The sequence below is a fragment of the Kitasatospora sp. NPDC022785 genome (genome assembly GCF_055561295.1).
Genome location: NZ_JBVHHB010000004.1, coordinates 190,728 through 210,082, shown reverse-complemented (window position 1 = coordinate 210,082; position 19,355 = coordinate 190,728). Strand labels below are relative to the sequence as shown.

Below are 19,355 nucleotides of genomic sequence, written 5' to 3'. Positions count from 1 at the left end.
CCGGGAGCAGGACGCCGGGGCGTCAGATCGTGAAGATCTCCTCCAGCAGCGCCTGCTGCTCGGCGGCGTGCCGCTTGGCCGAGCCGACGGCCGGGGCCGAGGAGGCCGTGCGGGCGACGCGGCGCAGCCGCGAGCCGTTGGCACTGCGGCCGATGACGACCTGCAGGTGGTCGACCAGGTTCATCGCGATGAACGGCCAGGCACCCTGGTTGGCCGGCTCCTCCTGCGCCCAGACGAACTGGACGTTGTCGCCGTACTTGGCCAGCTCCTCCTGGAGCTCGGCCACCGGCAGCGGGTAGAGCCGCTCGACCCGGACGATCGCGGTGTCGGTGACGCCGCGCTCGGTGCGGGCCGCCTCCACGTCGTAGTAGAACTTGCCGGCGGTGATGACGACCTTGCGGACGTTCGCCGGGTCGACGGTGGTGTCACCGATGACCGGGCGGAACGAGCCGGAGAGGAACTCCTCGGTCGCACTCGCCGCGGCCTTCAGACGCAGCATCGACTTCGGGGTGAAGACGATCAGCGGCTTGTGGTGCGGGTTGTGCGCCTGCCAGCGCAGCAGGTGGAAGTAGTTCGACGGCAGGGTCGGCATCGCGACCGTCATGTTGTCCTGCGCGCACATCTGCAGGAAGCGCTCCGGGCGGGCGGACGAGTGGTCCGGGCCCTGGCCCTCGTAGCCGTGCGGCAGCAGCAGGGTGACGCCGGAGTGCTGGCCCCACTTCTGCTCGGCGGAGGCGATGTACTCGTCCACCATGGTCTGCGCGCCGTTGACGAAGTCGCCGAACTGCGCCTCCCACATGACCAGCGCGTTCGGGCGGGTCAGCGAGTAGCCGTACTCGAAGCCCATCGCCGCGTACTCGGACAGCAGGCTGTCGTACACGGTGTAGCGGGCCTGGTCCTCGGTCAGGTACAGCAGCGGGGTGTAGTCCTCGCCGCTGTTGCGGTCGATCAGCACCGCGTGCCGCTGGCCGAAGGTGCCGCGGCGGCTGTCCTGGCCGGCCAGGCGGACGGGGTGGCCCTCCATCAGCAGCGAGCCGATGGCGAGGGTCTCGCCCATGGCCCAGTCGATGGTGTTGTCCTCGACCGAGGCCGCGCGGCGCTGCAGCTGCGGCAGCAGTCGCGGGTGGACGGTCAGCCAGTCCGGCAGGTTGACCTGCGAGGCGGCGATCCGCTTGACCATCTCCTGGGAGATGCCGGTCTGGATGTTGACCGGGAAGTCCGCCTGAGGCTTGCCGTTGGCGGCCGGGGCCGGCGTCTGGGCGGCGTCGCGGACCTCGGCGAAGACCTTCTCCAGCTGGCCCTGGAAGTCCTGGAGCGCCTGCTCCGCCTCTTCCATGGTGATGTCGCCGCGACCGATCAGGCCCTCGGTGTACAGCTTGCGCACCGAGCGCTTCTTGTCGATCAGGTCGTACATCAGCGGCTGGGTGAACGACGGGTTGTCGGCCTCGTTGTGACCGCGGCGGCGGTAGCAGATGAGGTCGATCACGACGTCCTTGTGGAACGCCTGGCGGAACTCGAAGGCGAGCCGCGCGACGCGGACCACGGCCTCCGGGTCGTCGCCGTTCACGTGGAAGATCGGGGCCTCGATCATCCGGGCGACGTCGGTGCAGTACATCGAGGAGCGCGAGGAGGCCGGGGCGGCGGTGAAGCCGACCTGGTTGTTCACCACGACGTGCACGGTGCCGCCGGTGCGGTAGCCGCGCAGCTGCGACATGTTCAGGGTCTCCGCGACGACGCCCTGGCCGGCGAAGGCCGCGTCACCGTGGATCTGGATCGGCAGCACCGGGAAGGTCGTGCCGCCCTGGTCCAGGATGTCCTGCTTGGCGCGGGCGATGCCCTCGACGACCGGGTCCACGGCCTCCAGGTGGGAGGGGTTCGCGGCGAGCGAGACCTTGATGGTCTCGCCGTCCAGGCCGGTGAAGGTGCCCTCGGAGCCGAGGTGGTACTTCACGTCGCCGGAGCCGTGCATCGACTTCGGGTCGAGGTTGCCCTCGAACTCGCCGAAGATCTTGCCGTACGGCTTGCCGACGATGTTGGCCAGCACGTTGAGGCGGCCGCGGTGGGCCATGCCGATGACGGCCTCGTCCAGACGGTGCTCGGCCGCCGAGTCGATGGTGGCGTCCAGCAGCGGGATGAGGGACTCGCCGCCCTCCAGCGAGAAGCGCTTCTGCCCGACGTACTTGGTCTGCAGGAAGGTCTCGAAGGCCTCGGCCGAGTTCAGCCGGCGCAGGATGCGCAGCTGCTCCTCGCGCTCCGGCTTGGTGTACGGCTTCTCCAGGCGCTCCTGCAGCCACTTGCGCTGCGTCGGGTCCTGGATGTGCATGTACTCGATGCCGACGGTGCGGCAGTACGTGTTGCGCAGCAGGCCGAGGATGTCGCGGAGCTTCATCATCTTCTGGCCGCCGAAGCCGCCGACCGCGAACTCGCGCTCCAGGTCCCACAGGGTGAGGCCGTGCGTGGTGACGTCCAGGTCGGGGTGCTTGCGCTGCTTGTACTCCAGCGGGTCGGTGTCGGCCATGAGGTGGCCGCGGACCCGGTAGGAGTGGATCAGCTCCATGACGCGCGCGGTCTTGTTGACCTCGTCGTCGTGGGTGGTGGCGACGTCGGTGGCCCAGCGGACCGGCTCGTACGGGATCCGCAGGGACTCGAAGATCTCGTCGTAGAAGCCGTTCTCGCCGAGCAGCAGACGGTGGATCTCGCGCAGGAACTCGCCGGACGCCGCACCCTGGATGACGCGGTGGTCGTAGGTCGAGGTCAGCGTCATGATCTTGGAGACGCCCAGGCGGGAGAGGGTCTCCGGGGCGGAGCCCTGGAACTCGGCCGGGTACTCCATGGCGCCGACGCCGACGATGGTGCCCTGGTTCTGCATCAGGCGCGGCACGGAGTGCACGGTGCCGATGCCGCCGGGGTTGGTCAGCGAGACCGTGACGCCGGTGAAGTCGTCCATGGTCAGCTTGTTGGCGCGGGCCCGGCGGACGATGTCCTCGTAGGCCTGCCAGAAGCCGAAGAAGTCGAGCGTCTCGGCCTTCTTGATGGCCGCGACGACGAGCTGGCGGTCGCCGTTGGGCTTCACCAGGTCGATGGCCAGGCCCAGGTTCACGTGCTCGGGCTTGACCAGGTAGGACTTGCCGTCCTTCACCTGGTAGCTGTGGTTCATGCCCGGCGCGGCCTTGATGGCCTGGACCAGGGCGTACCCGATCAGGTGCGTGAAGGAGACCTTGCCACCGCGGGCGCGCTGCAGGTGGTTGTTGATGACAATGCGGTTGTCGATCAGCAGCTTGGCGGGCACCGCGCGGACGGACGTCGCGGTCGGCACCTCCAGCGAGGCGTCCATGTTGGTGGCGACGGCCTTGGCCGGGCCGCGGAGCTGGATCAGCTCGGGGCCGGTCCCGTCGGCGGGCGCGGCAGGCGCCGCGGCGGCCTTGGGCGCCGGGGGCGCGGCGGGGGCTGCGGCGAGCGGCGCGGCTGCCGGGGCCGCGGGGGCCGCTGGCGCGGCCGGTGCGGCGGGGGCGGGCGCGGCCGGAGCGGCAGCGGCGGGCGCGGGGGCGGCAACGGTGGTCGGCGTGGGGCCGACCTGGGTCGCGGCCTGGGTCACTGGGGTCACCTCGGTACCGGGCTTGTAGTCGGCGAAAAAGTCCCACCAGGCTCGGTCGACCGAGTTCGGGTCCTGGAGGTACTGCTGGTAGATCTCGTCGACGAGCCACTCATTGGGGCCGAAGCCTGTGGAGCTTGCCGAGCTGTTGGGGGTTTCTTGGGACTGTGGCGACACGGCGGCAACCGCCCTCTTCCGCTTCCTTTTGGGATGTTTGGACAGCGGGGATTAAGGCTACGCCCCTGACCAGTGATCGCGCAGTCCCCAGGGCTCAGGCGTCGCCCAGATCACAGTCCTGACCTGCAGTTTGGCTGAAAATGTGCGTTAGAAAGCCGGTTGGGATGGGAAGCGATCACGCCCGATCGCCCACCATTTCGGGGCAAAAGCGGACATAATCGCTTCCCAAGATCCGTATACGTCTGTGTCGCTTCTGTGACATGACGGTCCGGAGCACGCTCAGCGCGGGCCGGGCAGCCGTACCTCGATCCGGCAGCCCCGGGCGGCCTCGGCCACCTCGATCCGCCCGCCGTGCAGATCCACCGCCCAGCGGGCGATGGCCAGCCCCAGGCCGGTGCCGCCGTCGGAGCCGGGCCCCTGGGCGGTGGCGGTGCCGCTGCGGCTGAACCGCTCGAAGACCCGGTTGCGGTCGGCCGGCGGGATGCCGGGACCTTCGTCCTCGACCTCCAGCAGGAGCCCGCCGGGCCCTTCCCCGGGCCGGGCGCGGACCGTGACGGTGCCGCCGGGCGGGGAGTGCTTGCAGGCGTTGTCGACCAGGTTGGCGACGACCTGGTGGAGCCGTTCGGGGTCCGCCACGCCGGTCAGGCCGGCCGGGCTGACCTCCAGTGCGAGGCGGACGTCCCCGCGCCGGGAGAACGCCCCGCCGGCCGTCGCGCCGTCCACGGTGACCCCGCGCAGCACGCCGTCCAGGAACTCGCGCACCTCGAAGGGCCGGGCGTCCAGGTCGACCACGCCGTCGTCGATCTTGGAGAGGTCGAGCAGGTGGGTGACCAGCCGGCCGAGCCGTTCGGTCTGCTCCAGTGCGGCACCCAGGGTCGCCGGGTTCGGCTGGACCACGCCGTCGACCACGTTCTCCAGGACGGCGCGCAGCGCGGCGATGGGCGTGCGCAGCTCGTGGGAGACGTTGGCGACCAGCTCGCGGCGGTGCCGGTCGGCGGCCTCCAGATCGGCCGCCATGTGGTTGAAGGTGGCCGCCAGCTCGCCGATCTCGTCGCGCGAGTTCACCTCGACCCGGCGGCTGTAGTCGCCGGAGGCCATCGCGCGGGCGGCGGCGGTCATGTCGCGCAGCGGGGCGGTCAACCCGTGCGCGAGGAACTGCATGAAGAGCAGTGACGCGATCATCGAGAAGATCATGATGATCCGGATCTGCGTCTCGGAGCGGATCGCCACGACCACCATGCCGGTGGCCAGGAAGACCGAGACGATCACCAGGAGGGCGAGTTTGCCCTTGATCGAGCGGACCGGGTCGAGCGGCCGGATGTCGGCCCAGACACGGTGGGCGGCGCGGGCGGCCAGTGTGGGCCGCCGGGTGCCGTCGGTGTCCCCGTTGCGTTGCTGTGGAAAGGTCATTGGTCCCCTGTGATCCCCCGCGTGCTGTGATCCCTCAGGTGGCCGCAGGGCGGTTCGGGACACGGGCCCCCCGGAGGCCCGTCGCCCGAGGCGCCGCTACGAGAGCGGAGCTTCCAGCGCGTATCCGACGCCGTGGACGGTGCGGATCCAGCTGGCGCCGATCTTCCGGCGCAGCGCCTTGACGTGGCTGTCGACGGTGCGGGTGCCGGACGCGTCCGTCCAGTCCCACACCTCGGCCAGCAGCTGCTCGCGGGTGAGGACCGCGCGCGGCTGGGCGGCCAGGCAGGCGAGCAGGTCGAACTCGGTCGGCGTCAGGTGGACGTCGCCCGAGGCCAGCCGGACCCGGCGCTGCACGTGGTCGATCTCCAGCTCGCCGAAGCGCAGCGAGCCGAGCGCCGGTGTGCGGGCCGCCTGCTGGGCGCGCTCGACGCGGCGCAGCAGCACGTTGACCCGGGCCGCCAGCTCGCGCATGGAGAAGGGCTTGGTCATGTAGTCGTCGGCACCGACGCCGAGGCCGACCAGGAGGTCCGTCTCGTCGTCGCGCGCGGTCAGCATCAGGACCGGTACCGGGCGTTGGGCCTGGATCCGGCGGCACACCTCGAGGCCGTCGAATCCGGGCAGCATGATGTCGAGCACGACCAGGTCGGGCTGCCAGGTGTGGAACCCGTCGACGGCACCGGGGCCGTCGTGGGCCACGGCGACCTTGAAGCCCTCCGCGCCCAGCCGGGCCGCGATCGACTCGGCGATCGTGGGCTCGTCCTCCACCACCAGCACTCTGCGCTGGCTGCTCACCGTGCCGCCGCTGTTCTGGTTGTCCTGCTGAATTTCTGTCACGGTCACGCCACCGCCCCCAGGGCTGCGGGCCGGCCACCTGTGGGGATGGCGGGGCTCCGCTCGTAGTCTTGTTCCGTCGTGGACTGTGCCGGGTCCGCCGTCCCGTTCGTGCGTGCGGGGACCGGAGGGCAGGTGTGGACTGCCCACCGTTTCCGCACACTTCGCAGCGTACGGACCGCGGGTGGTTTCCGGCAGGTGGACCGGACATTTCCGGCCCGTGGAGCGGCTGTCGGGCCGCCCTCGGACCCACTCGGGAGTGGGCACGGGCCGATACCTTACCCGGCGATTTTTCACTCTGTGACGGTACGTATGCACACTTGTTGATGCCAAGCCGCCGGTCAGAGCCGCTACTCGTGCGTAAGCGGAGGGAAGGTCTGGACCAAAGTCCCGGGTTCCGGCCATCCGGCCGTTCACCGGTCTTCACGGGGTTTTCCCAGCGGACTCCCAGAACCGCGACGTACCGTGGTCACGACAAGATTCACGGGGGTGGGATTTCCGGCGCGCGCCGGTACGTTGGGCATCGACGGGGCCGGTTGCTGCGGGTCGGAGCGGAGGCGGCATGGCGGGGCTGCGGGAAGGTGCCGGACGGGCCGGACCGCCCTACGGGATGCTGCGGTACGGGCTGCGGGCCGGAGTTGCCGGCTGGCTGCTGGCCCGGGTGCCGACGCCCCGGCGCAACCCCTTCGCGCTCGGCTACCTCGCGGTGGTCGGAGCCACCACCACCTTCGCCAAGCTCGCCGACCCGGACCTCGTGCTGCGGCTGCAGGAGGCGTCCAGCTCGGACGGGCACAACCTGATGCACCACCCGCTGCGCGCGCTGCTCTTCAGCGGTTTCTGGGTGGCCGGGACGATCTGGATGCCGTACCTCTGGGCCTTCGCCTTCACCGTCGCGCCGCTGGAGCGGCGGGTCGGGCCGGGCCGGGCGGCGGCCGTCTTCGCCGTCGGGCACGTCGCCGCCACACTGCTCTCCCAGTCGGTGGTGATCGCCGCCGTGGCCGCCGGGCGGCTGGAGTCCGGGGCGCTGGACAACCTGGACATCGGCGTCAGCTACGGCGTGCTGGCCAGCCTCGGCGCGCTGGCCGGGCTGCTGTCGCCGCGCGGGCGGTTGCTGGCGCTCGGGGTGGCGGGTGTGCTGATCGTCGAGCAGATCGCCGGTGACCGGGACCTGGTGACCGGGGTCGGTCACCCGGCGGCGCTGCTGGCCGGGGTGGCGCTCTGGCGTCTGCTGCGACGCACTCCTGACCGCCGCTCGCGCCGCCCCGAGACGGCCGGGCCGGTCCCGGCGTCCGCCCCGCCCTCCCGCGGGGCCGCGCTGCTCGACCGGATGTGACGTCTCCCGGGCGTTTTTGACAGGCCCGCCCGATGCCTTCCCGCCGCTCCGGATCGGCGCCTTTGTTCGCTCATGGCGAACGACGGGCCGGGAACATCCGGCGCTCGCCAAACCTTAGTCAGGTCAACTCAACTTCGCTGACTGGGGAGAGATCATGGCATCGACGTCCACACCGCTCACCCTGCCCGTGCTGCCTCTCGACGACGAGGTCGTGCTCCCGGGCATGGTCGTCCCGTTGGACCTCAAGGACACCGAGGTGCGGGCCGCGGTCGAGGCCGCGCGGGCCGCGGCCACCGGCACCGGTAAGCCCCAGGTCCTCCTGGTCCCGCGGGTGGACGGCTCGTACGCGGCGGTCGGCACCCTCGCCACCGTCGAGCAGGTCGGCCGGCTGGCCGACGGCCCCGACTCCGTCGGGGGGCCGGCGGCGCTGGTGCGCGCCGTGCGCCGGGTCCGGATCGGCGTCGGCACCACCGGGCCCGGCGCCGCCCTCTGGGTGGAGACCACGCCCTTCCGGGAGTCCTCGGTCGGCACCCCGGTGGCCGGGCGCGCCGCCGAGCTGGTCAAGGAGTACAAGTCGCTCTCCACCCAGTGGCTGCGCAGGCGCGGCGCCTGGCAGATCGTCGACCGGGTGGCCCAGACCGAGGGCGTCGGCGAGCTGGCCGACAACATCGGCTACGCGTCCTTCGCCACCGCCGAGCAGAAGCTCAAGGTGCTGCTGGAGGCCGACCAGGTGGCCCGCCTGGAGTACGCGCTGACGCTGCTGCGCGACCACCTCGCCGAGGAGGAGGTCAACGACACCATCCGCAAGGACGTCGAGGAGGGCGTGGCCAAGCAGCAGAAGGAGTTCCTGCTCAGGCGGCAGCTGGAGGCCGTCCGCAAGGAGCTGGCCGAGCTGAACGGCGACCCGGCCGACGAGGAGGGCGACTACCGCGCCCGGGTCGAGGCGGCCGACCTCCCCGAGAAGGTCCGCGAGGCGGCCCTCAAGGAGGTCGACAAGCTGGAGCGGGCGTCCGACCAGTCGCCCGAGGGCTCCTGGATCCGGACGTGGCTGGACACCGTCCTGGAGCTGCCCTGGAACGAGCGGACCGAGGACGCCTACGACATCGCCGGCGCCCGTGCCGTCCTGGACGCCGACCACTCCGGCCTGGCCGACGTCAAGGACCGCATCGTCGAGTACCTCGCCGTGCGCAAGCGCCGGGCCGAGCAGGGGCTCGGCCTGGTGGGAGGCCGGCGCGGAGGTGCGGTGCTGGCGCTGGTCGGCCCGCCCGGCGTCGGCAAGACCTCGCTCGGAGAGTCGGTGGCCCGCGCCATGGGCCGCAAGTTCGTCCGGGTGGCGCTCGGCGGTGTCCGGGACGAAGCGGAGATCCGCGGCCACCGGCGCACCTACGTCGGCGCGCTCCCCGGCCGGCTGGTCCGGGCCGTCAAGGAGGCCGGCTCGATGAACCCGGTCGTCCTGCTGGACGAGATCGACAAGGTCGGCTCCGACTACCGGGGCGACCCGGCGGCCGCCCTGCTGGAGGTGCTGGACCCGGCCCAGAACCACACCTTCCGCGACCACTACCTGGAGGTCGAGCTGGACCTCTCCGACGTGGTCTTCCTCGCCACCGCCAACGTGCTGGAGGCCATCCCCGAGCCGCTGCTCGACCGGATGGAGCTGGTCCGCCTGGACGGCTACACCGAGGACGAGAAGGTCGTCATCGCCCGCGACCACCTGCTCCCGCGCCAGCTGGAGAAGGCCGGCCTGAAGGGCGAGGAGGTCGCGGTCGACGAGGAGGCGCTGCGCCGGCTGGCCGGCGAGTACACCCGTGAGGCGGGCGTCCGGAACCTGGAGCGCTCGATCGCGCGGGTGCTGCGCAAGGTCGCCGCGCAGAGCGAGCTGGGCGAGCGCGAGCTGCCCGCCGCGATCGGCGCCGACGACCTGCGCGCCCTGATCGGCCGGCCGCACCACGTCCCCGAGGCGGCCCAGGAGCCGGCCGAGCGGCGCACCGCCGTCCCCGGTGTGGCGACGGGCCTCGCGGTGACGGGCGCCGGCGGCGACGTCCTCTACATCGAGGCCTCGCTCGCCGACGCCGAGACCGGCGGCACCGGGCTCACCCTGACGGGGCAGCTGGGCGACGTGATGAAGGAGTCCGCGCACATCGCGCTCTCCTTCCTCCGCTCGCGCGGCGCCGAGCTGGAGCTGCCGGTCACCTCGCTGCGGGACCGCGGCGTGCACCTGCACGTCCCCGCCGGGGCCGTCCCCAAGGACGGGCCGAGCGCCGGCATCACCATGACGACCGCGCTGGCCTCGCTGCTCTCCGGCCGCAAGGTGCGCACCGACGTGGCGATGACGGGTGAGGTGTCGCTGACCGGGCGGGTGCTGCCGATCGGCGGGGTGAAGCAGAAGCTGCTCGCCGCCGACCGGGCCGGCGTCACCACGGTGATCATCCCCAAGCGGAACGAGGCCGACCTGGACGACGTCCCGGCCGAGGTGCTGGAGCGGCTCACCGTCCACCCGGTCGCGGACGTCCGGGAGGTGCTGAAGCTGGCCCTGGAGCCGGCCGGGGTGCTGGTCGCCGCCTGACGGGCGGCCGGCTGACGGGGTGTGGGAGCCTGCGGGCCCCACACCCCGTCAGGGTCTGTGCGGCCACGTCGGTGCCGGACCTTTACCCCTCCTACCGAGCGGAGATCCACTGCGCGGAGACCGGTCCGCACACCGGCGCCGTGGTGCGCACCCGGTACGCCGGCGCCGAGGCTTCCTCGTCGGCTCGCTCCGGACGGCCGGCTCGACCGCCTCCGGGCGGCGTGGCCCACCAGGACACCAGCACCGGGGTGCTGCGGATCACCGCGGACGAGTAGCGGCCGACGGCTGCCGTGGTCAGACTGCGAAGATGCCGTCCCCCACGCAGCGCGCCCTGGCCAGAGTGCCGGCCGGGCTGCGCCCGTTCCTGATCAGGCACCGCCGGCTGGTGAAGTTCCTGCTGGTCGGCAGTGCCTGCTTCGGCCTGACCACGGTGCTCAACCTCGCGCTGAAGTTCACCGTGCTGGAGCACAAGCCGGTGGTGGCGCTCACCGTCGCGACCGTGGTCGGCACCGCGGTCTCGTACGTGCTCAATCGCCAGTGGTCCTTCCGGGCCGTCGGCCGCCGTCGCGAGGTGCTGTTGTTCCTGCTGGTCAGCGCGGTGGCGATCGGCGTCAACGTCCTCCCGCTGATCGTCTCGCGCTACCTGCTGGACCTGCGCGAGCCCCGGGTGACGGCCTTCGCCGAGGGGGTGGCCGACTTCGTCAGCGGGATGGTCGTGGGCACCTTCGTCGCGATGCTGTTCCGCTACTGGGCCATGCAGCGCTGGGTCTTCACCCGCCTCGCCGAACCGGCCGCCACCCCGGTGGAGCAGCCGCAGCGCATCTCGTAGCCGGTCGCGCCCACGTGTCCGGCCGCCCGCCTCCGGCCCGCCGGGAGCGGGCGGCCGAACGCGGTTACGCTGCAAACGTCCGGCCCCGAAGCGGGTGTCCGGCAGCCGAGCGGGGTGAGGGCGATGCGCGAGACGGACGGCCTCCGGGCCGGACCCGCCAGCCAGCAGGGCATGCGCCGGGCCAACCTGGCGCTGGTGCTCGGCGTGATCGCGCGCGCCCCGCGCTCCCGGGCCGAGGTGGCCGCCGACACCGGGCTGACCAGGGCGGCCGTCTCCTCGCTCGCCGAGGAGCTGATCACCGCGGGGCTGGTGGTCGAGGAGGGCCCGGCCGCACCCAGCGGCAAGGTCGGCCGGCCCGGCACCGCGCTGGGCCTCAACCCCCGGGGGCCGGGCGGCCTCGGCGCCGAGATCGGGGTGGAACACCTCGGCGCCTGCGTGGTCGACCTGCGCGGCGAGGTCCGCGCCTGGCGCCGCCAGGAGATCCGCAACCGGGGCCGGCGGCCCGCCGCCGTCCTGGCCGACCTGGCCGAGCTGCTGCGCGCGGCCACCGTGGAGGCGGGGCTGCGCCCGGCCGGGCTGGCGCTGGCCGTGCCGGGGCTGGTCGCCGACGGCGGCGGGGTGCTCCAGCGGGCCGCCAACCTGGGCTGGCAGGACGTGCCGGTCGCCGCCGAACTGCGGCACGCACTGCGCGCGGCCGGCGCCGAGCAGCTGGCCGAGCTGCCGATCGACGCCGACAACGAGGCCAACCTGGGCGGGCTCGCCGAACTCTGGCTGGGCGGTGCGCCCGACCACTTCCTGCACGTCTCCGCCGAGGCCGGGGTGGGCGGGGCGATCGTGGTCGGCGGCCGGCTGCTGCGCGGGGCCCGCGGCTACGCCGGCGAGCTGGGCCACGTGCCGGTCCGCCCGGACGGGCCGCTCTGCGCGTGCGGGTCGCACGGCTGCCTGGAGCAGTACGCGGGGGAGACGGCGGTGCTGCGGGCGGCCGGCCTGGAGGGGATCGGCGGCGACTGGGTGGCGCTGCTCGCCGAGCGGGCCCAGGCCGGCGACGAGGAGGTCCGTACCGCGCTGGCCGGGGCCGGCTCGGCGCTGGGCATCGCCTCGGCCGGGGCGGTCAACCTGCTCGACCCGGCCGAGGTGGTGCTGGGCGGCGGCTACGCCCAGCTGGCGCCCTGGCTGATGCCGGCGATGCGGGCCGAGCTGGCGGCCCGGGTCACCGTCCGCCCCTGGTCGGACGAGCGGCTGACGGTCTCCCGGCTGGGCCGCCGCGGCCCGCTGCTCGGAGCCGCGGTCGGCGTGGTCCGGGCGATCATCGCCGACCCGGGCCGGCTGGAGGGCTGACCTACGGGCGGACCAGTTCGCGGCCGCCGCGCGGCCCGCGCATGACGGCGGCGAAGGTGACCGCGACCCCGACCAGCGCCCAGACCATCAGCACCAGCAGCGGCATGCCGAGGTTGGTGGCGCCGAAGTAGGCGATCGAGCGGGTCGCGTCCGTCCCGGCGCCGTTGGGGATCCAGGCGCCGATCGCCCGCCAGAACGGCGGCATCAGCGGTGGCGGGAAGACCCCGCCCGCGCTCGGGTTGCCGAGCACCACGAAGATCAGCACCGCCAGGCCGATGCCGACGATGTCGAACAAGCTTTGCAGGGCCATGGTGAAGGCGCCGACCGCGAAGACCACCAGGGCGCCGACGCCCGAAAGACCCCAGAACGAGCCGGGCAGCGCGTCCAGGGCCGGGCCGGCGATCACCGCGCCGCCGATTCCGGCCGCGACCGAGTACAGCGCCAGCGCGCCGAGCCGGATCACCGCCCGGTTGGTGTTGGCGGGCCTGGCGCCGGCGCTGACGCCGAGGATCGAGGCGACCAGGTAGCCGCCGACGCACCAGCCGATCACCAGGTAGAACGAGGTGAGGCCGTTGGGGTCGCCCTTGGCCAGCGGCACGACGTCCTCGGTCCTCACCGTCCGGCCCTGGGACTTCTCCAGCCCGGTGACGATGGTCTCGGCGGCCCTGGCGGCGGACGGGCCGCGGGCACCGCCGACCAGCAGGGTGTCCTCGGTGCCGGCCGGGTCGTAGACCAGCGCGGCGTAGATCTTCTGGTCCTTGATCCGGGCGGCGGCGGTCGCCGCGTCCGGCGCGGTGACGGCCTTCACGGCGTCGTCCGGCACCGACTCCAGCGCCCCGACCAGCTTGGGGGAGACCTGCGGCGGGGCGACCACCGCGATCGACAGCTCGTGCGGGGTCGGGTGGTGGAGGGCGCCGACGTAGGAGGTGATGAAGCCGAGCTGGAGGAGGAGGACGGCGATCACCATCAGCGCCGTGCGCGGGGTGACCGCTTCCTTCAGTTCGGCGACGAGTCCTTGGCTCGGGACCTTCCCTGGGGCGGTCATGCACATCTCCTTGGGTATCGGCCGATAGAGGACAAACGGATACTTCATACCATCAACTAGTCGGCCCGGTGTCCCTCCCGCGCCGCGTTCCGGCCCGGCGGGCTGCGGGATACTGGCGCCGTGAGTGCGGCGAGTGACGACGAGTCCGTGATGGCGGTGGAGCGCGAGGTCTCGCTGCTCTTCCGGCGCGGCCGGGCCCGGGTGGCGGAGATGTCCCGCCGGGTGCATCCCCAGCTGGAGGGCATGGCGTACAGCATGCTCGCCTACATCGAGCAGGCCGGGCGGGTGCGGGTGACCGACGTCGGCGTGCACTTCGCGGTGGGCAAGGCCACGGTGAGCCGGCAGATCCGGGCCCTGGAGGAGCTGGGCCTGGTGGACCGGGAGGCGGACCCGCTGGACCGCCGGGCGGCCCTGGTCTCGCTGACCGAGGACGGCCGCCGGCGCTTCCTGGGGGCGCGGGACGCCCGGATGGAGCGGGTGCGCGCGCTGATGGCCGACTGGCCCGAGGAGGACGTGGTCCGCTTCGCCGAGCTGCTGCACCGCTTCAACGACGTGGTCGGGGAGGGCATGGGGGTCTGAGGCGCAAGGTCCGGAGCGGGCCGGGAGCGGATTTTACTTCGGCTTGAAGAAAGTTGCCCTAGTCAACCAATCGTCCTATGGTTGCTTAAGGCAACGATCTCCTGCCCTTCGTCTGCCGTCTCCCGCTTCCGCCTCCGCACCCCGCCGAAGGACCCAGATGACCGTCACCACCCCAGCCGCGACCGGAGCCGCCACCGCCGACGACCAACCCATGACGCACCGGCAGGTGATGGAGGCGCTGTCCGGACTGCTGCTCGGCCTCTTCGTGGCCGTGCTCTCGTCGACGGTCGTCTCCAATGCGCTGCCCCGTATCCTCACCGACCTGCACGGCGGCCAGTCCGCCTACACCTGGGTGATCACCGCGACCCTGCTCACCCTCACCGCCTCCACCCCGATCTGGGGCAAGCTCTCCGACCTCGCCAGCAAGAAGCTGCTGCTGCAGATAGCCCTGGTCATCTACATCGCCTCCTCGGCGCTGGCCGGCCTCTCCCAGAACACCGGCCAGCTGATCGCCTGCCGCGCCCTCCAGGGCATCGGCGCGGGCGGTGTCACCGCGCTCGCCCAGATCTGCCTGGCCGCGATGGTCCCGCCGCGTGAGCGAGGCCGGTACAGCGGGTACTTCGGCGCCGTCTTCGCCCTGGCCACCATCGGCGGTCCGCTGATCGGCGGCGTCATCGTCGACACCTCCTGGCTCGGCTGGCGCTGGTGCTTCTACGTCGGCATCCCGTTCGCGCTGGCCGCGATCGCGGTGCTGCAGCGCACGCTCAAGCTGCCGGTGGTCAAGCGCAAGGTGAAGATCGACTACCTGGGCGCGCTGGTCATCACCGGCGCCGTCAGCCTGCTGATGATCTGGATCACCCTGGCCGGCAAGAACTACGCCTGGCTCTCCTGGCAGACCGTGGCCATGGTCGGCGGCGGGCTGCTGCTCGGCGCCCTCGCCGTCGTGGTCGAGAAGCGCGCCGCCGAGCCGATCATCCCGCCGGCGCTCTTCCGCCACCGCACCGTCACCCTCGCCGCGCTCGCCAGCGTCCTGGTCGGCATCGGGATGTACGGCGCGACCACCTTCCTCAGCCAGTACTTCCAGCTGGCCCGGGAGAAGTCCCCGACCATCGCCGGCCTGATGACCCTCCCGATGATCCTCGGTCTGGCCGTCTCCTCCACCGTGGCCGGCAAGCTGATCACCAAGTACGGCAAGTGGAAGGTGTACCTGGTCTCCGGCACCCTGATGCTGGCGATCGGCTTCGGCCTGCTCGGCACCGCCCGGGCCGACACCGACTACGGGCTGCTCTGCGTCTACATGGCGATCACCGGCATCGGCCTCGGCCTGACCATGCAGAACCTCGTCCTCGCGGTGCAGAACACGGTGCCGCGGAGCGAGCTCGGCGCGGCCAGCTCGGTCGTCACCTTCTTCCGCACCATGGGCGGCGCGATGGGCGTCTCCGCGCTCGGCGCCCTCATGAGCAACAAGGTCGGCCACTACCTGGCGGAGAACCTGGCCGCCGCACACATCCCGGCCACCGGCGCCGCGGCCGGCGGCGGCATCCCGGACCTGCACAAGCTGCCCGCCCCGGTCGTCCCGCTGGTGACGGACGCCTTCGGGCACGGCGTGGGCGTGGTCTTCCTGATGGCGGCGCCGTTCGCGCTGCTGGCCTTCATCACGGTGCTGTTCATCCGCGAGACCGCGCTGCGCACCACCCAGCAGGGCTGACGGAGCACCTCGCGGGAACGCCTCGCGGGAACACCCCGCAGGAACGCCTCGCTTGGGAACGCCGAAGGCCGGGGAGCATCGATGCTCCCCGGCCTTCGAGGTGTGCGACAGTGCCCGGTGCCCGATCCAGCGGGGCTCGGGGCGGCACGCCAGGAGGTCCCGGCCCGGCTCGCCCGGGGCATCCGCCTGCTCCGGCACTGCCTCGCGCATGGTCGGGGGGTGCCGGCCGGCAGGGTTCGCACGGGCTCGGCCTACCCCCGGTTCGGCGCGGTGGCCACGGCGGGCTGCGGCGATACGAGGACCGCATCGGGATCCTCGTCGACCCCGGCCACGAGGAACACGAACGCTTCGAGTGGCCCGGGCCTGGACACCGCCGGCCGGTTCGACCCTGCGGCCTTCGACCTGGCAGAGGTCGACACCGCACTGTCCGGCTTCGTTGTCGTCCTGATCGAGAACTGACGTTCCACCGTGTGGCAATGATCGCCCCGGCCATGACGGCCGGGGCGATCAGGATCCTCGCAGGATCAGCGCGGCCCGCTGAACTAGTGCCCGGCGATCAGCGACAGGCCGTAGAGGACGGCCGCGCCGCAGACCGCGAAGCAGGCGTACGCGCCGGCCAGGGCCAGCCGGCCGGCGGTCGCGGCGCCGGTGCCGGCCGCCGAGCGCTGCGCGGTCAGTGCGGCCTCGCGGCGGGAGAGGGCCAGGATGCCGAGCGCGAAGACGGCGACCACGGCGACGGTGATGCCGAAGCTGAAGCCGGCGGTCTGGGCCAGGGCGGTCCACTTGATGTGCATGGTGTGTGCTCCTCAGCCGGCGGCGCTCAGGCCGCGACCGTGGTCGAGGCGGGGGTGGGGGTCACCGGGGTACCGGCCGGGCCCACCTCCACCGGGGTGACGGTCTCGACCGGGGCGACGTCGTTGACGTTGTCCGCCCCGACCGGCTGGCGGCGGGAGAGGATCCACATCGCGCCGGAGCCGGCCACCAGGGCGGCGCCGACCAGGGCCACGCCCCAGCCGCCCTGCTCGGCCAGGAAGGCCGCGGCGCCGGAGACCACGGCGGCGGCGGGCAGGGTCAGGCCCCAGGTGTAGACCATGCGGCGGACCAGGCTCCAGCGCAGCTCGCCCTTCGGGCCGCCGAGGCCGGCGCCCATGATGCCGCCGGAGCAGACCTGGGTGGTGGAGAGGCCGAAGCCCATGTGCGAGGAGGTCAGGATGACGGTGGCGGCGGCCGACTCGGAGGCGAAGCCCTGCGGCGCCTGGATGTCCGCGAGGCCCTTGCCCATCGAGCGGATGATCCGCCAGCCGCCCATGTAGGTGCCGAGCGCGATCGCCGCACCGGCCGAGACGATCACCCAGGTGGGGGGCAGCGCGCCCTTCGGCAGGGCGCCGACCGAGACCAGGGTCAGGGTGATGATGCCCATCGTCTTCTGGGCGTCGTTGGTGCCGTGGGCCAGCGAGATCAGCGAGGAGGAGAACACCTGGCCGGTCTTGAAGCCCTTGGTGACGGTCTCGCCGTTGCCCTTGCGGGTGATCGCGTACGCCAGCTTGGTGGCGCCCCACGAGGCGAGGCCGGCGACCAGCGGGGAGGCGATCGCGGGGATCAGGATCTTGGTGACGACGGTGTCGAAGTTGACACCGTTGACGCCGACGCCGACCACGGTGGCGCCGATCAGGCCGCCGTAGAGCGCGTGCGAGGAACTCGACGGCAGGCCTCTCAGCCAGGTGAGCAGGTTCCACAGGATCGCGCCGACCAGTGCGGCGAAGATGATCTCCGGGTGGATGCCGGTCTTCTCGTTGACGATGCCGCCGGAGATGGTGGTGGCGACCTTCACGGACAGGAACGCGCCCGCGAAGTTGAGGACGGCCGCGATGGTGACCGCGACCTTGGGCCGAAGGGCTCCCGTGGCGATGGAGGTGGCCATCGCGTTGGCGGTGTCGTGGAACCCGTTGGTGAAGTCGAAGGCGAGCGCCGTGATGATCACAACGGCCACCAGGAACGAGATGTGTTCCATACCCAAACAATCGTCGTAGTTGTCGCACTGACGTTGGTGTCGCTCGCGACGGTAGGGATGTTCGGTGAACGGAAGGTGAACTGAGCCGGGATTCGTGGTTCCGCTGGTGGCGGACGGGTGTCCGGCACCTTTCCCCAAGGTGTCCACGGCCGTGCTGAGCTGGGCATTGGCGCAGATCATCCCGGTTCGGTCCGGTTTGCTGAGACCCGCCTCACAGCCGGAGCGGAGAATTCACCGACCCGTGCGGGTGCGGTCTGTTTCTGGCGAGTAACCCATGGCAGGATCGGCGTGGCTCCCGGAGACCCCGGAGCCGTCGGGTCGGGGAGGACACACCCATGGGCGGGGCTGCACAGCGGACGGAAACGGCCGGACTGCGACCGTGGGTGCGGGCCGCCCTGCGCTGCGGAGCCGTGCTCGCGGCCGCCGCGCTCGCACTGCCACTGGCCACCCAGGCCGCGTACGCCGCGCCCGGCCCCGGCGTCACCGCCCCGACCGCCGCCCCCGGTGCCGACCCGCTCGCCGACGCCAAGGCCACCCTCGGCCCGCTGCTCGACCAACTGCACGAGCTGTACAAGGGTGCCGAGGCCGCAACCGAGCAGTACAACGCCGCCGTCGCCAAGGTGACGGAGCAGCAGGCCACGCTCGCCGACCTCAAGGACCGGCTGGAGCGCCAGCAGAAGCTGGTCGACGCCGGCACCGACATCGCCGCCCAGCTCGCCGCCGCCCAGTACCGCAACGGCGCCGCCTCCGCCTACGCCGAACTGCTGCTCTCCAAGGACCCGTACGAGGCGGTCACCGTCGCCGAGCTGCTCGCCGCCGCCAGCCGCTCGCAGTCCGAGTTCCTGGACCGGCTGAAGACCGACCGCGAGGCGCTCGGCGGGCTGCAGAAGCAGAACGAGGAGGCGCTGAAGGGCTCGCAGGCGCTGGTTGCCCAGCAGGACGCCGCCAAGGCCAAGGTCGCCACCGACCTGGCCTCCGTCGAGCAGACGGTCTCCTCGCTCACCGGCGCCCAGCGCACCGAGCTGGAGAAGCTGGAGAAGGTCAAGGCCGACGAGGCCCAGCTCGCCTTCCTCGCCTCCGGCGCGCTCGGCAAGGGTGAGCGCACCCCCTCGCTGGCCGGCCGCGCCGCCGTCGCGTACGCGCTGGCGCAGCTCGGCAAGCCGTACCTGTGGGGCGGCGCCGGTCCGGACTCCTTCGACTGCTCCGGCCTCACCTCACAGGCCTGGCTGCACGCCGGCAAGCCGATCCCGCGCACCAGCCAGGAGCAGTGGGCCCAGCTCCAGCACGTCGCGCTGAACCAGCTGCGCCCCGGTGATCTCGTCATCTACTTCGAGGGCGCCACGCACGTCGCGCTCTACATCGGCGGCGGGCTGGTCGTCCAGGCGCCCCGGCCGGGCGCCGTGATCAAGGTGTCGCCGATCGGCTCGATGCCGATCCTCGGCGCCGTCCGGCCCGACCCGGAGACCGCCTCGGACGAGGCGGGCGGCGCCTGGAAGGTGCCGGACCTCCCGGCCGGCTGGGACACCGTCACCCCGATCGCGCCGAGCCCGGCCAACCAGGTGCCGGAGACGCCCGCGCCGGGCACGCCTGCGCCGGGGACGCCGGCCCCGGGCACGCCCGCACCGGAGACACCGTCCACCACGCCGACGGGGACTCCCACGGGCACTCCGACCGGGACACCGACCGGTACGCCGACGGGTACGCCCGCCGGGACTCCCACGGGGACGCCGACGGGTACGCCCACCGGCACTCCCACGGGGACGCCGACCGGTACGCCCACCGGCACCCCCGCCGGGACTCCCACGGGAACTCCCACCGGGACGCCGACGGGCACGCCGACCTCGTCCGCCTCGGCCACCGGGACCGGCTCGGCCAGTGCCTCCGCCCCGGGTACGACCTCCGCGACGCCGCTGCCGGCCCGACCGAACTGACGCGAACG

Annotated in this window: 14 protein-coding genes; 8 read left to right on the top strand and 6 right to left on the bottom strand. The window is 72.3% G+C overall.

The window, feature by feature from the left end; genetic code table 11:
- Positions 1-22: 22 nt before the first annotated feature.
- The 3 genes from ACZ3YO_RS08720 to ACZ3YO_RS08710 all read right to left on the bottom strand — a co-directional run bounded on the left by ACZ3YO_RS08720 (position 23) and on the right by ACZ3YO_RS08710 (position 6,013).
- Positions 23-3,769, bottom strand: a complete 3,747-nt coding sequence (locus tag ACZ3YO_RS08720) for a multifunctional oxoglutarate decarboxylase/oxoglutarate dehydrogenase thiamine pyrophosphate-binding subunit/dihydrolipoyllysine-residue succinyltransferase subunit (protein ID WP_465546374.1) — start codon at positions 3,767-3,769, stop codon at positions 23-25.
- A 279-nt stretch (positions 3,770-4,048) separates the two neighbouring features.
- Positions 4,049-5,179 (bottom strand): sensor histidine kinase, encoded by a 1,131-nt coding sequence (locus tag ACZ3YO_RS08715; protein WP_396320801.1) that lies wholly within the window; start codon positions 5,177-5,179, stop codon positions 4,049-4,051.
- Between the two features lie 96 nt (positions 5,180-5,275).
- Positions 5,276-6,013 carry a response regulator transcription factor gene (locus ACZ3YO_RS08710; RefSeq protein WP_209411241.1) on the bottom strand — a complete coding sequence of 246 codons (738 nt, stop codon included), beginning with the start codon at positions 6,011-6,013 and terminating at the stop codon, positions 5,276-5,278.
- Between the two features lie 559 nt (positions 6,014-6,572).
- On the opposite strand from ACZ3YO_RS08710, the gene ACZ3YO_RS08705 reads away from it, so the two are divergent.
- From ACZ3YO_RS08705 to ACZ3YO_RS08685, 5 genes are all read left to right on the top strand, one after another.
- Positions 6,573-7,343: a rhomboid-like protein gene (locus tag ACZ3YO_RS08705; RefSeq protein ID WP_465566623.1), complete on the top strand. Its 771-nt coding sequence runs from the start codon at positions 6,573-6,575 to the stop codon at positions 7,341-7,343.
- A 154-nt stretch (positions 7,344-7,497) separates the two neighbouring features.
- A complete protein-coding gene (gene lon / locus ACZ3YO_RS08700; RefSeq protein WP_465546379.1) occupies positions 7,498-9,906 on the top strand; it encodes an endopeptidase La in 2,409 nt (802 codons plus the stop codon).
- Between the two features lie 71 nt (positions 9,907-9,977).
- Positions 9,978-10,181: a hypothetical protein gene (locus tag ACZ3YO_RS08695; protein ID WP_465566619.1), complete on the top strand. Its 204-nt coding sequence runs from the start codon at positions 9,978-9,980 to the stop codon at positions 10,179-10,181.
- A 32-nt stretch (positions 10,182-10,213) separates the two neighbouring features.
- Positions 10,214-10,735 (top strand): GtrA family protein, encoded by a 522-nt coding sequence (locus tag ACZ3YO_RS08690; RefSeq protein WP_465566616.1) that lies wholly within the window; start codon positions 10,214-10,216, stop codon positions 10,733-10,735.
- Between the two features lie 123 nt (positions 10,736-10,858).
- Positions 10,859-12,073, top strand: a complete 1,215-nt coding sequence (locus ACZ3YO_RS08685) for an ROK family protein (RefSeq protein ID WP_465566614.1) — start codon at positions 10,859-10,861, stop codon at positions 12,071-12,073.
- A gap of 1 nt (position 12,074) precedes the next feature.
- Here ACZ3YO_RS08685 and ACZ3YO_RS08680 read toward each other — a convergent pair whose 3' ends face one another.
- A complete protein-coding gene (locus tag ACZ3YO_RS08680; RefSeq protein WP_465566611.1) occupies positions 12,075-13,118 on the bottom strand; it encodes an ABC-2 transporter permease in 1,044 nt (347 codons plus the stop codon).
- Positions 13,119-13,238: 120 nt separating this feature from the next.
- Between ACZ3YO_RS08680 and ACZ3YO_RS08675 the strand changes: the two genes are divergently transcribed.
- The gene (locus tag ACZ3YO_RS08675) at positions 13,239-13,697 is read left to right on the top strand and encodes a MarR family winged helix-turn-helix transcriptional regulator (protein ID WP_396320808.1); all 459 of its coding nucleotides are present in this window, start codon (positions 13,239-13,241) and stop codon (positions 13,695-13,697) included.
- 211 nt (positions 13,698-13,908) lie between these two features.
- Entirely contained in the window at positions 13,909-15,405 is a 1,497-nt protein-coding gene (locus ACZ3YO_RS08670) for an MDR family MFS transporter (protein ID WP_465567196.1), read from the top strand.
- Between the two features lie 542 nt (positions 15,406-15,947).
- Here the strand turns inward: ACZ3YO_RS08670 and ACZ3YO_RS08665 are convergent.
- Complete coding sequence (locus ACZ3YO_RS08665; protein WP_405361348.1) at positions 15,948-16,199, bottom strand: hypothetical protein; 252 nt, start codon at positions 16,197-16,199, stop codon at positions 15,948-15,950.
- A 26-nt stretch (positions 16,200-16,225) separates the two neighbouring features.
- Positions 16,226-17,416, bottom strand: a complete 1,191-nt coding sequence (locus ACZ3YO_RS08660) for an inorganic phosphate transporter (RefSeq protein WP_465566607.1) — start codon at positions 17,414-17,416, stop codon at positions 16,226-16,228.
- Between the two features lie 335 nt (positions 17,417-17,751).
- Between ACZ3YO_RS08660 and ACZ3YO_RS08655 the strand changes: the two genes are divergently transcribed.
- Positions 17,752-19,347: a C40 family peptidase gene (locus tag ACZ3YO_RS08655; RefSeq protein ID WP_465566604.1), complete on the top strand. Its 1,596-nt coding sequence runs from the start codon at positions 17,752-17,754 to the stop codon at positions 19,345-19,347.
- Positions 19,348-19,355: the final 8 nt, after the last annotated feature.

Excerpts from the sequence above, each read along its gene's own strand:
- ACZ3YO_RS08715 (WP_396320801.1), bottom strand. The coding sequence starts at position 5,179 with ATGACCTTTCCACAGCAACGCAACGGGGACACCGACGGCACCCGGCGG.
- ACZ3YO_RS08660 (WP_465566607.1), bottom strand. The coding sequence starts at position 17,416 with ATGGAACACATCTCGTTCCTGGTGGCCGTTGTGATCATCACGGCGCTC.
- ACZ3YO_RS08705 (WP_465566623.1), top strand. The coding sequence starts at position 6,573 with ATGGCGGGGCTGCGGGAAGGTGCCGGACGGGCCGGACCGCCCTACGGG.
- ACZ3YO_RS08665 (WP_405361348.1), bottom strand. The coding sequence starts at position 16,199 with ATGCACATCAAGTGGACCGCCCTGGCCCAGACCGCCGGCTTCAGCTTC.
- ACZ3YO_RS08685 (WP_465566614.1), top strand. The coding sequence starts at position 10,859 with ATGCGCGAGACGGACGGCCTCCGGGCCGGACCCGCCAGCCAGCAGGGC.
- ACZ3YO_RS08655 (WP_465566604.1), top strand. The coding sequence starts at position 17,752 with ATGGGCGGGGCTGCACAGCGGACGGAAACGGCCGGACTGCGACCGTGG.
- ACZ3YO_RS08670 (WP_465567196.1), top strand. The coding sequence starts at position 13,909 with ATGACGCACCGGCAGGTGATGGAGGCGCTGTCCGGACTGCTGCTCGGC.
- ACZ3YO_RS08690 (WP_465566616.1), top strand. The coding sequence starts at position 10,214 with ATGCCGTCCCCCACGCAGCGCGCCCTGGCCAGAGTGCCGGCCGGGCTG.
- lon (WP_465546379.1), top strand. The coding sequence starts at position 7,498 with ATGGCATCGACGTCCACACCGCTCACCCTGCCCGTGCTGCCTCTCGAC.
- ACZ3YO_RS08680 (WP_465566611.1), bottom strand. The coding sequence starts at position 13,118 with ATGACCGCCCCAGGGAAGGTCCCGAGCCAAGGACTCGTCGCCGAACTG.